Origin of the sequence: Streptomyces sp. NPDC006430, from assembly GCF_040612395.1 — a bacterium.
In the GTDB taxonomy this organism is placed as follows: Bacteria; Actinomycetota; Actinomycetes; order Streptomycetales; family Streptomycetaceae; genus Streptomyces.
Genome location: NZ_JBEXQA010000005.1, coordinates 122164 through 134869 on the forward strand (window position 1 = coordinate 122164; position 12706 = coordinate 134869).

The following is a 12706-nucleotide window of genomic DNA, read 5'->3' on the forward strand; positions in this document are numbered from 1 at the left end:
CCCCGGACCGGTTTCCCGGTTCCGGGGCTCCCGCGCGTCTACGAGGCCACCGCGCCGCCCTTGAGGAGCGCGGCCCCCAGCGGGGTCACGGTGTGCAGCACGGCATTGCCCCGGCGCAGGGTGGTGACCAGGCCGGCCTCGCGCATCACGCATGCGTGCTGGCTCGCGGAGGCCAGCGAGACTCCGGCCCGGCGGGCGAGTTCGCTGGTGGTGGCGCCGTCACCGATCGCCCGCAGGACCACCGAGCGGGTGTGCCCGACGAGCTTGCCCAGTGTGCGCTGGCGCTGCTCCTCCAGGGGCCGAATCGATTCGCCGCCGGTGGGCGCCGAGGCCAGCTGCGCGGCGGCCGGGTAGACCAGCACCGGGGGCAGCTCCGGGTCGTGCAGGGTCACTGCGGTGCGCCGGCAGAAGAACGAGGGCTGGAGCAGCAGCCCGCGCCCCCGCAACCGGACGTCGCGGTCCACCGGGTAGTCGCACTCCAGCACCGGCGCCCGCCAGCGCAGCATCGGCGGAAGTGAGGCCAGCAGCTCGTCGGCTCCGCCGTCCAGCAGGGCGCGTCCGCGGGCGGCCCGCTCGGCCTCGATCTGGGCCTGGATGTGCGTCCAGTACGGCTCCACGGCCGCCCGGTGGTAGCCGCGCAACTCGCCCAGCAGACGCGGGAGGTGCTTGGTACCGCCGTCCATGAAGTCCCGCAGCCGCCGCGGTACCGGCGTGTCCACGCCTCCGCTCACGGCCGAGGGCATGCCGAAGGCAGCTCCCACGCCCGTGCCCGCGCCGACCAGCGTGAGCTCGCGCCGCATCCGCTCGGGATGGATCCCGCGCAGGGCGTCCAGGCCCACGTCCCACCCGTACTGCCCCTCCGTGGGGGTCAGGAAATCAGGGAAATAGCCGCGACTCGGTATGAGCGCCCCGAGCAAACGTGTTTCACTATTCAACCTGCTCCGGGTTTCCGTACGCCATTCACCGAAGAACCGGGCATCACGCCGGTCTCTTAAGCGGTGAAAACTCAGAATCGTTTCCCACAACGCATCGGGACGCCCTGCCATCCGTACGCGTGCCAGGTCCACTCCAGTGAAATGGATACGCAGCACCGAACCCCCACCTGTGCAACCGCAATCCCCCCGCCCCATGAGTATGCATGCCGTCACACGACGTCACCACGCCCTTTCGGCCACAGTTGAAACCCCTTTCGGCAGGGGCGTGACAACCGAAATCCTGTACTCCGCCGGGCACACTCCGGTGCGACCGAAACGCTCCGTGAAGGCCGTGGGGGGCTTTGCGGGGCCTGGCGGTCGGTCGCACCGGGAAGCGCCGACGTGCCCGGCAGATTGACAGCAGGCGGTGGACGGGTGGGGATCCGTCCACCGCCTGCTGACGTAAGGATTTGTTGAACAACGAAAAAAATGGGCGCGTCCGCCCTCGGGGGTCAGGGAACCCGGGGGCGGACGCGCAGTGAGCGGGCCCTGTCAGGGCCGTGCGGGGGTCAGCGGCTGTCGCTGCCCTTCGCCTCGGCGGCGGCGCGGCCGGCCTCCAGGCGCGCCACCGGAATCCGGAAGGGCGAGCAGGAGACGTAGTCGAGGCCCACCTCGTGGAAGAAGTGGACGGACTCGGGGTCGCCACCGTGCTCGCCGCAGACGCCGAGCTTGAGGTCGGGGCGGGTGGCCCGACCGGCCTGGACCGCGCTGCGGACCAGCGAGCCGACGCCGTCCTTGTCGATGGTCTCGAACGGCGAGACCCCGAAGATGCCCTTCTCCAGGTACGCGGTGAAGAAGCTGGCCTCGACGTCGTCGCGGGAGAAGCCCCACACCGTCTGGGTCAGGTCGTTCGTACCGAAGGAGAAGAACTGGGCGGCCTCGGCGATCTGCCCGGCCGTCAGGGCGGCTCGCGGCAGCTCGATCATCGTGCCGATGGTCAGCTTGAGGCTGGTGCCGGTGGCGGCCTCGACCTCGGCGATGACCTGGTCGGCCTCCTCGCGGACGATCTCAAGCTCCTGGACGGTGCCCACGAGCGGGATCATGATCTCGGCGCGGGGGTCGCCCTTGGCGTTCTTGCGCTCGGCCGCGGCCTCGGCGATCGCCCGGACCTGCATGGCGAACAGACCGGGGATGACCAGGCCGAGGCGGACCCCACGCAGACCCAGCATCGGGTTCTGCTCGTGCAGCTTGTGCACGGCCTGGAGCAGGCGCAGGTCGTTCTCGTTGGCGTCCTTGCGGGACTCGGCGAGGGCGACGCGCACCGACAGCTCGGTGATGTCGGGCAGGAACTCGTGCAGCGGCGGGTCGAGGAGCCGGACCGTGACGGGCAGGCCGTCCATCGCCTCGAACAGCTCGATGAAGTCCTTCTTCTGCAGCGGCAGCAGGGCACCCAGTGCCTCTTCGCGCTCGCTGTCCGTGTCGGCGAGGATCAGGCGCTCGACCATCTCGCGCCGCTCACCGAGGAACATGTGCTCGGTGCGGCACAGGCCGATGCCCTGGGCGCCGAAGCGACGGGCGCGCAGCGCGTCCTCGGCGTTGTCGGCGTTGGCGCGGACGCGGAGCCGGCGGACGCGGTCCGCGTAGGCCATGATCCGGTGGACGGCGGCGACGAGTTCGTCGGCGTCGTCGGCGCCGGCGTGCATGCGGCCCTCGAAGTACTCGACGACCGGGGACGGTACGACGGGTACTTCACCGAGGTAGACCTTGCCGGTGGAGCCGTCGATGGAGACGACGTCGCCTTCCTCGATGATCGTGCCGCCGACCGTCATTCGACGGCGCTTGGTGTCGACTTCGAGGTCCTCGGCGCCGCACACGCAGGTCTTGCCCATGCCGCGCGCCACGACGGCCGCGTGCGAGGTCTTGCCGCCGCGCGAGGTCAGGATGCCCTCGGCGGCGATCATGCCGTCCAAGTCGTCCGGGTTGGTCTCGCGGCGGATCAGGATGACCTTCTCGCCGGAGCGGGACCACTTGACCGCCGTGTAGGAGTCGAAGACGGCCTTGCCGACCGCGGCGCCCGGGGAGGCGGCGATGCCGCGACCGAGCAGCTCGGTCTTGGCGTCCTCGTCGAAGCGGGGGAACATCAGCTGGGCGAGCTGGGCGCCGTTGACCCGCTGGAGGGCCTCGGCCTCGTCGATCAGGCCCTGGTCGACGAGCTGGGTGGCGATCCGGAAGGCAGCGCCGGCGGTGCGCTTGCCGACGCGGGTCTGCAGCATCCACAGCTGTCCGCGCTCGATGGTGAACTCGATGTCGCAGAGATCCTTGTAGTGGTTCTCCAGCGTCGTCATGATCGTCATGAGCTGGTCGTACGAGGGCTTGTCGATCGCCTCCAGGTCCGCCAGCGGGACGGTGTTGCGGATGCCCGCGACGACGTCCTCGCCCTGGGCGTTCTGCAGGTAGTCGCCGTAGACGCCCTGGTGGCCGCTGGCGGGGTCGCGGGTGAACGCGACGCCGGTGCCGGAGTCGGGGCCGAGGTTGCCGAAGACCATGGAGCAGATGTTGACCGCGGTGCCCAGGTCGCCGGGGATGCGCTCCTGACGGCGGTAGAGCTTGGCGCGGTCGGTGTTCCAGGAGTTGAAGACCGCCTCGACGGCGAGGTCGAGCTGCTCGCGGGCGTCCTGCGGGAACTCGCGGCCGGCCTGCTTGGCGACGATCTTCTTGAAGCGGGTGACCAGCTTCTTCAGGTCCGCGGCGTCGAGGTCGGTGTCGACGGTGACCTTCTTGGCGGCCTTGGCCTCGTCGAGGGCTTCCTCGAAGAGCTCGCCGTCGACGCCGAGGACGGTCTTGCCGAACATCTGGATGAGACGGCGGTACGAGTCCCACGCGAAGCGCTCGTTGCCGGCCTGGGAGGCGAGGCCGGTGACGGACTCGTCGGAGAGGCCGATGTTGAGGACCGTGTCCATCATGCCGGGCATGGAGAACTTGGCCCCGGAACGCACGGAGACCAGCAGCGGGTCGTCCGACTGTCCGAGCTTCTTGCCCATCTTCGCCTCGAGGGCGGCCAGGTGGGCACTCACCTCGTCGCGCAGCGCGGCCGGAGCCTCACCGCTGTCGAGGTAGACCTTGCAGGCCTCGGTGGTGATGGTGAAGCCGGGAGGGACCGGCAGACCCAGGTTGGTCATCTCGGCGAGGTTGGCCCCCTTGCCGCCGAGAAGGTCCTTGAGGTCGCGGTTTCCCTCGGTGAAGTCGTAGACGAACTTCTGATCTTTGTTTTCCGACACGGGTCTCGACTCCTCGAGGACTCGGTGGCTGCCCTGACGGCCAGGAACATACCCAGATCGAAGGCTTCTGGGTACGTCCACTTGGTCGTCATGCGGCCGTAACCACCCGTGCGCCAGCAGATCGAAAGTAACCAATGAGTAGCCAGAACACGCCCGGCGCGTTCATCTCCCGAAGGCTGAAGTGGCTCCTGAGGCTTGACCGTGCTCGGATGAGCGATCATCGATACATTTGCGTTCAAGTCTTGAACAAACAAAGGGTGGCACCCAGTGCCACCCTTTGGAAGTCTTACCCGGGATTTTCGCGCTCATGTGAGCGCAACCCCACCCATGCGTGGCGTATGTCACGCCGCCGACGGCATAGTTTGTCAGCTGTTTCTCAGCCTCCGGACGTGTCCAGTTCGGCATCCTCGCTCACGCCGGCACAGTCGTACGGATCCTTCAACCAGCCGTCCGGCAGGACAACCCGGTTGTTTCCGGACGTCCGGCCGCGCGGGCCGTCCGCGCTCTCGGGCCACGACTGGTCCAGGTCGAGCTCGCTCAGATGAGCGTCCAGCTCGGCCAGCGACGAGGTGACGGCCAGCTTCTTCCGCATCTCGGAACCCACCGCGAAGCCCTTGAGGTACCAGGCCACGTGCTTACGGAAGTCGATCACCCCGCGCGCCTCGTCGCCGATCCACTCCCCCAACAGCTCGGCGTGCCGGTGCATGGTGGCCGCGACCTCGCGCAGCGTGGGCTTGTGGAAGTCCTCGGGACGCCCCTCGAAGGCTGCCACCAGGTCGTTGAACAGCCACGGGCGGCCCAGACAACCGCGACCCACGACCACCCCGTCGCAACCGGTCTCGCGGACCATGCGCAGCGCGTCCTCGGCGCACCAGATGTCGCCGTTGCCGAGAACGGGGATCTCCGGCACGTGCTCCTTGAGCCGCGCGATCGCGTCCCAGTCGGCGGTGCCGCCGTAGTGCTGGGCGGTGGTGCGCCCGTGCAGGGCGATCGCGGTGACGCCCTCCTCGACGGCGATCCGGCCGGCGTCCAGGTAGGTGAGGTGGTCGTCGTTGATGCCCTTGCGCATCTTCATGGTGACCGGCAGGTCGCCGGCGCCTGCCACGGCCTCGCGCAGGATCGCGCGCAGCAGGTTCCGCTTGTAGGGGAGGGCCGAGCCACCGCCCTTGCGGGTCACCTTGGGGACCGGGCAGCCGAAGTTGAGGTCGATGTGGTCGGCGCGGTCCTCTTCGACGATCATGCGGACCGCCTTGCCGACCGTCGTCGGGTCCACTCCGTACAGCTGGATCGAGCGGGGCTTCTCGGTCTCGTCGAAGTGGATCAGCTGCATGGTCTTCTCGTTGCGCTTGACCAGGGCGCGGGTCGTGATCATCTCGCTCACGAACAGCCCCTTGCCACCGCTGAACTCCCGGCAGAGGGTGCGGAACGGGGCATTGGTGATACCGGCCATGGGCGCGAGCACCACCGGGGGCTGCACGGTGTGCGGGCCGATCGCGAGCGGCGGAGGGAGCGTGGTCATCCCCCCATTGTCGCCCAGGCGCATCGCACCGCACATTTCTTTAGTTAGACGTACTATCGGAACCGTGTCGGAGTCGAGCCTGGGCTCGTGCCATCGGGGTCTGGGGCGCGGTGGTCGGGGTCTCCATGGCCGCGGGCCCGCTGATCGGCGGGCTGCTCCTGGACTCGGTCGGTTGGCGCTCGATCTTCTGGGCCAGCCTCCCGGTCGGGCTGTTGGCCGTCACGTTGACCGTGCGCTACGTCCCGGAGTCGCGGGCCGAGCACCCGCGCCGCCCGGATCCGGTGGGCCAGCTGCTGGTCATCACCCTGCTGGGATCCCTGACGTACGGGATCATCGAGACGCCGACCGCAGGCTGGGGCTCCCCGACGATCCTCCGCTGCACCTTCCTGGCCGTGGCCTTGCTGATCGGACTGCTGGTGTACGAGCCGCGGCGGGCCGAGCCGTTGATCGACCCGCGGTTCTTCCTGTTCACCGGATACGTGCTGTCGGGCTGAGGTTCGGCATGGTGAACGCGCCCATCACCAACACGGCGGTCTCCGGGATGCCCCGGGCCCAGGCGGGGGTCGCGGCCGCGGTCGCCTCCACCAGCAGGCAGACCGGCGGCACGCTGGGCGTGGCCATGATCGGCACGGTCCTGGCGGCGGGCACGGCGGGCGGTGCGGATTTCGCTGAGGCGGCCCGGCCGGCCTGGTGGATCATCACGGCCTGCGGGCTGCTCGCGCTCCTCGTGGGCGGCGTGACCAGTGGCCGGTGGGCCAGGGAGACGGCGGCGCGGACCGCCCGCACGCTGGAGCAGGCGGCCGCGGAGACGTCGCGGGCCGGAGCCCCGCCGCGCGGCTGACGATCCGGCGGCCGCAGCCGCGCGGCCGGGACGGCGCTGGCGGGGGGGCGCGGCCGGTGCCGGCGGGGCGGCGCGCCGGGAAGTGCCTTGGCTACTCGCTGCAGTTGAAGTCATCGGCGTTCGAGTCGATCCGGGCCAGCAGGCCGCGCAGTGCGTCCCGGTCCTGCAGGGAGAGTCCGGCGAACATGGCGAGTTCGACCTCGTCGAGCGCCGCGTTCGTCTTGGCGAGGGCGGCCGATCCGGCCTCCGTGATGGCCACGTTGTGGCGGCGGCGGTCGGCCGGGTCCCTGCGGCGCACGGCCAGGCCCTCGCCCTCCAGGTCGTTGAGGATCCCGACCAGCACGCTCGGGTCCACCTCCAGCCGCTCGGCGAGCGCCCGCTGGCCGATGGGGCCGCCCTCCAGGTGCATCAGCGTCATCGCGTGCCGCGGGGTGAGCCCGGCCGCGCTGAGCGCCTTCCTCATGCGCGTCTCGGTGATCGAGCCGTGCCAGGCCAGCAGCAGGCCCAGCCGCTGCGGTGGGTGCGGGGATTCCTGAGCTGCCGTCATATCGGACATCGTAACAATCGAGGAATGGTTGTATGGATTCGATCGTTGATACTATTCAATGATCCAACACCATCAATCATTGGACTCATCATGTTCATTGCGTACGCCGCCGTCGCCGGCCTGCTCGCACTCGTCCTGGCGGCGTCCGCCACGTTCACCCTCCAGCGCAACGAGACGATCGTGGCGAGCATGCGGAAGGTCCAGGTCCCGGACAGCTGGCTGCCACGACTGGCCATCCTCAAGGCGGCCGGCGCGATCGGCCTGGTCGCAGGCCTGTGGGTGACTCCGCTGGGCGTGGCCGCAGCCGCCGGCGTGACCCTCTACTTCATCGGCGCGATCATCAGCCACCTGCGCGTCAGGGATTTCGAACTGGCCCCGGCGGCGGTCTTGACCCTGGTCGCGGCGGCGGCGCTGGTCCTGCGGATGGCGGCCTAGCCGCCCTGACGGATGACAGATATTGAAATCTGTCATCCGTCATGCCACTCTTGTTCCATGACGACGAACGAGAACTCCCGGACGACCCCCACCCGCGCCCTCGGCGCGACCGGCCCCTCCGTCTTCCCGCTGGGACTCGGCTGCATGGGCATGTCCGCCCTGTACGGGGAGGCGGACCGGGCCGAGTCGATCGCGACCGTCCACGCCGCGCTGGACGCCGGGGTGACACTGCTCGACACCGGCGACTTCTACGGCATGGGGCACAACGAACTGCTCATCAACGAAGCCCTGCGCACCGCGCCCGCCGCGGCCCGTGAGCAGGCGCTGACCAGTGTGAAGTTCGGTGCCCTGCGCACGGTCGAGGGCGGGTTCACCGGCTACGACGGCCGTCCCGAGGCCGTCAAGAACTTCCTGGCCTACTCGCTCCAGCGCCTCGGCCGGGACCACATCGACGTCTACCGGATCGCGCGCGTGGACCCGGCCGTCCCGATCGAGGAGACCGTCGGCGCCATCGCGGAGGCCGTCGAGGCCGGGCACGTACGACACATCGGCCTCTCCGAGGTCGGCGCGGACACCCTGCGGCGCGCCGCAGCCGTGGCCCCGATCTCGGACCTCCAGATCGAGTACTCGCTCTTCTCCCGCGGCATCGAGGAGGAGATCCTGCCGACCGCCCGCGAACTGGGCATAGGCATCACGGCGTACGGGGTGCTGAGCCGCGGCCTGATCAGCGGACACTTCGACCGCGACCGGCAGCTGGCACCGGGCGACTTCCGCGGGATGAGTCCCCGTTTCCAGGGCGAGAACCTGCAGCGCAACCTCGACCTGGTCGATGCCCTGCGCAAGGTCGCGGAGGGCAAGGGGATCAGCGTGGCCCAGACCGCCATCGCCTGGGTTCTCTCGCGCGGCGAGGACATCGTCCCGCTGGTGGGCGCCCGCCGACGGGACCGGCTCTCCGAGGCACTCGGTGCCATGGAAGTGGAGCTGGCCCCTGCGGACCTGGCGGCCATCGAGGAAGCGGTCCCGGCGGGGGCCGCGACCGGCGAGCGGTACCCGGCGGCACAGATGGCCCACCTCGACAGCGAGCACTGAGCGGGCGGTACGGTCGTACTCATGCCCCCCGCTGCTGCCGAGCCACTGACACCCGAACGCATCCTCGAAACCACCGAGGAGGTGCTGCGCCGCTACGGCCCCTCCAAGGCGACCGTGGTGGACGTGGCCCGCGCCCTGGGCGTCAGCCACGGCAGTGTGTACCGCCACTTCCCGTCGAAGGCGGCGTTGCGCGAGGCCGTTACGGACCGCTGGCTCGCCAAGAGCGTGGTCCAGCTGGAGAAGATCGCCTCGGCCCCCGCCGAGACCGCTCCGTCCAAGCTGGAAACGTGGCTGGAGGCGCTCTTCGAGGCCAAGCGCCACAAGGCGGGCGACGACCCCGAGCTGTTTGCGACGTACACGGTGCTGCTCGCCGAGAACAGTGGTGTGGTGGACCACCACTTGAGCCAGCTGATCGACCAGTTGGCCCTGATCATCTCCGAGGGCGTCGAGGCCGGTTCGCTGACGGCGCCCGATGTACCGGCCGCCGCCCGGGCGGTGTTCGACGCCACCGGCCGTTTCCACGATCCGCAGTACGCGGCCGATTGGCTCTCGCCCACGATCATCACGGAGTTCGAGGCGGTCACCGCCCTCGTGATCCGGGGCCTGCGCGCCTGAACCGACCACCCAGGAGCCGGAGTGGGTGATTCCGGTCAAACTTGGTGATCATTTTGGGCGGGGGGTCCTGTTGCCGGACCGCACACCTGTCCTACGTTCCCCCCGACCACTCTCATCAGGCACTTCTCAGGGGGAAGCATGTCCACTTCGGTAGCCCAGGACGATCGTCCGGCGCCGCCCGCCCGCTCCGGCAGCGCCGCAGCGCTTGGCTGGATCATGACCATCGGCCTCAACGTGGTGGCGCCGATCATCACCTACAACCAGCTCCACGACCACGGCTGGAGCGAGTTCGGCGCGCTGCTGGTCAGCAGTGCGTGGCCCGTGCTCGACAGTGCGATCAGCCTGGCCTGGCGCCGCAAGCTCGACGAATTCGCCATCGTCACCCTGGTGTTCCTGGTGATCACGGCGGTGGTCTCGCTGGTCGGTGCGCACTCCGCCCGGGCGCTGCTGGTCAAGGACTCCGGGGTGACCGGACTGTTCGGCCTGCTCTGCCTGGTCACGCTGCTCGCGCCGCGACCGCTGATGTTCTACTTCGGCCGCAAGTTCGCCACCGACGGCACCCCCGCGAGCACCACGTGGTGGAACGGCCTGTGGCAGTTCGAGGGCTTCCGCCGCACGATGACCGTGATGACCACGGTGTGGGGCGTGGCGTACCTCGCGGAGGCCGGGACGCGGATCGCCCTGGCGTACGCCCTGCCCACCGACACGATGGTGGCCATCAGCCCGATCATGATCTACGGGGTACTCGGCGCGCTGGCCGTCTGGACCACGCTCTACGGCAAGCGCTCGAAGGCCGAGGGGGAGCGCCGCGCCGCGGCATCCGCCGCCGAGGTCGAGGCCCGGGCGCAGGTCCAGGGCGCGTGAGCCCGAGCGGAAGACGACGGTGGCCCGGTGCACGTGATGCGCACCGGGCCACCGGTCGTTCCAGCGGGACCTAGCAGCCGAGCAGGCGGCTGCCGAGGTAGCTCTGGATCTGGTCCAGGGAGACACGCTCCTGCTTCATGGTGTCGCGCTCGCGCACGGTCACCGCGTTGTCGTCCAGGGTGTCGAAGTCGACGGTGACGCAGAACGGCGTACCGATCTCGTCCTGGCGGCGGTAGCGGCGGCCGATGGCGCCCGCGTCGTCGAACTCGATGTTCCAGTTCTTGCGCAGGTCAGCGGCGAGGCCCTTGGCCTTCGGCGACAGCTGCTGGTTGCGGGACAGCGGCAGGACGGCGACCTTGATCGGGGCCAGGCGCGGGTCGAGGCGCATCACGGTGCGCTTCTCCATGACGCCCTTGGCGTTCGGGGCCTCGTCCTCGATGTACGCGTCGAGCATGAAGGCGAGCATGGCGCGGTTAACACCGGCCGCCGGCTCGATGACGTACGGGGTGTAGCGCTCACCGGCCTCCTGGTCGAAGTAGGTGAGGTCCTGGCCGGAGGCGGCGGAGTGGGCCTTGAGGTCGAAGTCCGTGCGGTTGGCGACGCCCTCCAGCTCGGAGAACTCGTTGCCGCCGAAGTTGAAGCGGTACTCGATGTCGGCGGTGCGCTTCGAGTAGTGGGACAGCTTCTCCTTCGGGTGCTCGTACCAGCGGATGTTCTCCTCGCGGATGCCGAGGTCGCGGTACCAGTTCCACCGCTCCTGCATCCAGTACTCCTGCCACTGCTCGTCCTCGCCGGGCTTGACGAAGAACTCCATCTCCATCTGCTCGAACTCGCGGGTGCGGAAGATGAAGTTGCCCGGCGTGATCTCGTTGCGGAAGGACTTGCCCATCTGCGCGATGCCGAAGGGCGGCTTCCGGCGCGAGGTCTGCTGGACCACGGCGAAGTTGGTGAAGATGCCCTGGGCGGTCTCGGGGCGCAGGTACGCCTTGGAGCCGGTGTCCTGGGTCGGACCGAGGTGGGTCTCCAGCATGCCGGAGAACTGCTTGGGCTCGGTGAACTGGCCCTTCACACCGCAGTTGGGGCAGTTGATGTCGGCAAGGCCGTTCTCGGGCAGACGGCCGTGCTTGGCCTCGTACGCCTCCTCCAGGTGGTCGGCGCGGTGGCGCTTGTGGCAGGAGGTGCACTCGGTGAGCGGGTCGGAGAAGGTCTGGACGTGACCGGAGGCCACCCACACCTCGGGGGCCAGGATCACGGACGAGTCGATACCGACGATGTCCTCACGCCCGGTGACCATCGCCTTCCACCACTGGCGCTTGATGTTCTCCTTGAGCTCGACACCCAGCGGACCGTAATCCCAGGCAGCCCTGGAGCCGCCGTAGATCTCACTGCAGGGGAAAACGAAGCCACGGCGCTTGCTCAGGCTGACGATGGTGTCGATCTTGTCGGCGGCCACGGTGCTCTCTTCATTACGAGGACGAACGGCGAATGCCTCAGGTTACCGGCGCCCGCACCCCCCCTTTCAAATCGGATCCCCCTCCACGGCCCTCCCCGCAGCCCCTCACCAGATTTGTTGACAATCGTTTCCATCTTCGATGAAAATGGATGTCATGAACGTACGTCGCCTCATACCCGCCGCCGCCCTCGCCGGAGCCGTCGCCCTGGGCACCACAGCCCTCACCGCCTGCTCCGGAACCTCCGCCGCCGCAGGCGGCAAGGACGGCAAGCTCGCCGTGACGGCGTCGTTCTATCCCCTGCAGTTCCTCGCCGAACAGATCGGCCAGGACCACGTGAAGGTCTCCACCTTGACCAAGCCGGGCGTCGAACCGCACGACCTGGAGATCACGCCGAAGCAGACCGGGCAGCTGGGCGAGTCCGACCTGGTCCTCTACCTCAAGGGCCTGCAGCCCGCCGTTGACAAGTCCGTCGCCCAGTCCGGCGTGAAGAACATCGTCGACGCCGCCACCCTCACCGAGCTCGAGGTCCACGGGTCCTCCGGCCACGATCACACCGCCCACGAGGGCGAAGAGGGCCACGCCGGGGGCGAGGGCCACGACCACGGCGAAGCCGGCGAGGACCCGCACATCTGGCTCGACCCGGTGAAGTACGCCGAGGTCGCCAAGGGCGTCGGCACGGCCCTGGAGAAGGCCGACCCCGACCACGCGGCGGACTACAGGAAGAACACCGACGATCTCGTCGGCAAACTGACCGCGCTCGACACGGAGTTCAAGGACGGCCTGAAGAACACCGCGTCCAAGACCTTCATCACCACCCACTCCGCCTTCGGCTACCTCGCCGAGCGCTATGGCCTCGACCAGGAGGGCATCTCCGGCGTCGATCCCGAGTCCGAGCCGAGCCCGGCCCGCATGAAGGAACTCCAGGCCGTCGCCACGAAGGACAATGTCTCGACGGTGTTCTTCGAGAGCCTGGTCAGCGACAAGACGGCCAGGACGCTCGCCGCCGACACGGGCCTGAAGACCGACGTCCTCGACCCGCTCGAGGGAATCACCGACAAGTCCCAGGGCGCTGACTACTTCGAGGTCATGCGGTCCAACCTGAAGAACCTGCAGAAGGCACTCGGTAGCAAGTGATGGCAGTAACGGAGGC

10 protein-coding genes and 1 pseudogene are annotated in these 12706 nt (G+C 68.8%); 6 read left to right on the forward strand and 5 right to left on the reverse strand.

Annotated features, from left to right (window positions below; translation table 11 throughout):
- Positions 1–38 precede the first annotated feature (38 nt).
- The 3 genes from ABZZ20_RS10370 to dusB all read right to left on the reverse strand — a co-directional run bounded on the left by ABZZ20_RS10370 (position 39) and on the right by dusB (position 5711).
- A complete protein-coding gene (locus tag ABZZ20_RS10370) occupies positions 39–1091 on the reverse strand; it encodes a helix-turn-helix domain-containing protein (RefSeq protein WP_356868824.1) in 1053 nt (350 codons plus the stop codon).
- 392 nt (positions 1092–1483) lie between these two features.
- Positions 1484–4192: a pyruvate, phosphate dikinase gene (gene ppdK, locus ABZZ20_RS10375; protein WP_356868826.1), complete on the reverse strand. Its 2709-nt coding sequence runs from the start codon at positions 4190–4192 to the stop codon at positions 1484–1486.
- Between the two features lie 376 nt (positions 4193–4568).
- Complete coding sequence (dusB, locus tag ABZZ20_RS10380) at positions 4569–5711, reverse strand: tRNA dihydrouridine synthase DusB (RefSeq protein WP_356868828.1); 1143 nt, start codon at positions 5709–5711, stop codon at positions 4569–4571.
- Between the two features lie 83 nt (positions 5712–5794).
- Here dusB and ABZZ20_RS10385 point away from each other — a divergent pair.
- Positions 5795–6552: pseudogene (locus ABZZ20_RS10385) on the forward strand (MFS transporter); the annotation flags it as partial.
- 91 nt (positions 6553–6643) lie between these two features.
- Here ABZZ20_RS10385 and ABZZ20_RS10390 read toward each other — a convergent pair.
- Entirely contained in the window at positions 6644–7099 is a 456-nt protein-coding gene (locus ABZZ20_RS10390; protein ID WP_356868830.1) for a MarR family winged helix-turn-helix transcriptional regulator, read from the reverse strand.
- A 90-nt stretch (positions 7100–7189) separates the two neighbouring features.
- Here ABZZ20_RS10390 and ABZZ20_RS10395 point away from each other — a divergent pair, with 90 nt between their 5' ends.
- From ABZZ20_RS10395 to ABZZ20_RS10410, 4 genes are all read left to right on the forward strand, one after another.
- Positions 7190–7534: a DoxX family protein gene (locus tag ABZZ20_RS10395; RefSeq protein WP_356868832.1), complete on the forward strand. Its 345-nt coding sequence runs from the start codon at positions 7190–7192 to the stop codon at positions 7532–7534.
- A gap of 57 nt (positions 7535–7591) precedes the next feature.
- The gene (locus ABZZ20_RS10400; protein ID WP_356868834.1) at positions 7592–8623 is read left to right on the forward strand and encodes an aldo/keto reductase; all 1032 of its coding nucleotides are present in this window, start codon (positions 7592–7594) and stop codon (positions 8621–8623) included.
- A 21-nt stretch (positions 8624–8644) separates the two neighbouring features.
- A complete protein-coding gene (locus ABZZ20_RS10405) occupies positions 8645–9238 on the forward strand; it encodes a TetR family transcriptional regulator (protein ID WP_356868836.1) in 594 nt (197 codons plus the stop codon).
- Between the two features lie 138 nt (positions 9239–9376).
- The gene (locus ABZZ20_RS10410; RefSeq protein ID WP_356868838.1) at positions 9377–10102 is read left to right on the forward strand and encodes a VC0807 family protein; all 726 of its coding nucleotides are present in this window, start codon (positions 9377–9379) and stop codon (positions 10100–10102) included.
- 70 nt (positions 10103–10172) lie between these two features.
- Here the strand turns inward: ABZZ20_RS10410 and ABZZ20_RS10415 are convergent, their stop codons facing one another.
- The gene (locus tag ABZZ20_RS10415) at positions 10173–11555 is read right to left on the reverse strand and encodes a glycine--tRNA ligase (protein ID WP_356868840.1); all 1383 of its coding nucleotides are present in this window, start codon (positions 11553–11555) and stop codon (positions 10173–10175) included.
- 154 nt (positions 11556–11709) lie between these two features.
- Between ABZZ20_RS10415 and ABZZ20_RS10420 the strand changes: the two genes are divergently transcribed.
- Positions 11710–12690 (forward strand): metal ABC transporter substrate-binding protein, encoded by a 981-nt coding sequence (locus ABZZ20_RS10420; protein WP_356868842.1) that lies wholly within the window; start codon positions 11710–11712, stop codon positions 12688–12690.
- Positions 12691–12706 lie beyond the last annotated feature (16 nt).

Bases quoted from the DNA above. Each gene is read 5' to 3' on its own strand.
- ABZZ20_RS10395 (WP_356868832.1), top strand. From the start codon at position 7,190: ATGTTCATTGCGTACGCCGCCGTCGCCGGCCTGCTCGCACTCGTCCTG.
- ABZZ20_RS10405 (WP_356868836.1), top strand. From the start codon at position 8,645: ATGCCCCCCGCTGCTGCCGAGCCACTGACACCCGAACGCATCCTCGAA.
- ABZZ20_RS10400 (WP_356868834.1), top strand. From the start codon at position 7,592: ATGACGACGAACGAGAACTCCCGGACGACCCCCACCCGCGCCCTCGGC.
- ABZZ20_RS10420 (WP_356868842.1), top strand. From the start codon at position 11,710: ATGAACGTACGTCGCCTCATACCCGCCGCCGCCCTCGCCGGAGCCGTC.
- ABZZ20_RS10410 (WP_356868838.1), top strand. From the start codon at position 9,377: ATGTCCACTTCGGTAGCCCAGGACGATCGTCCGGCGCCGCCCGCCCGC.
- dusB (WP_356868828.1), bottom strand. From the start codon at position 5,711: ATGACCACGCTCCCTCCGCCGCTCGCGATCGGCCCGCACACCGTGCAG.
- ABZZ20_RS10390 (WP_356868830.1), bottom strand. From the start codon at position 7,099: ATGACGGCAGCTCAGGAATCCCCGCACCCACCGCAGCGGCTGGGCCTG.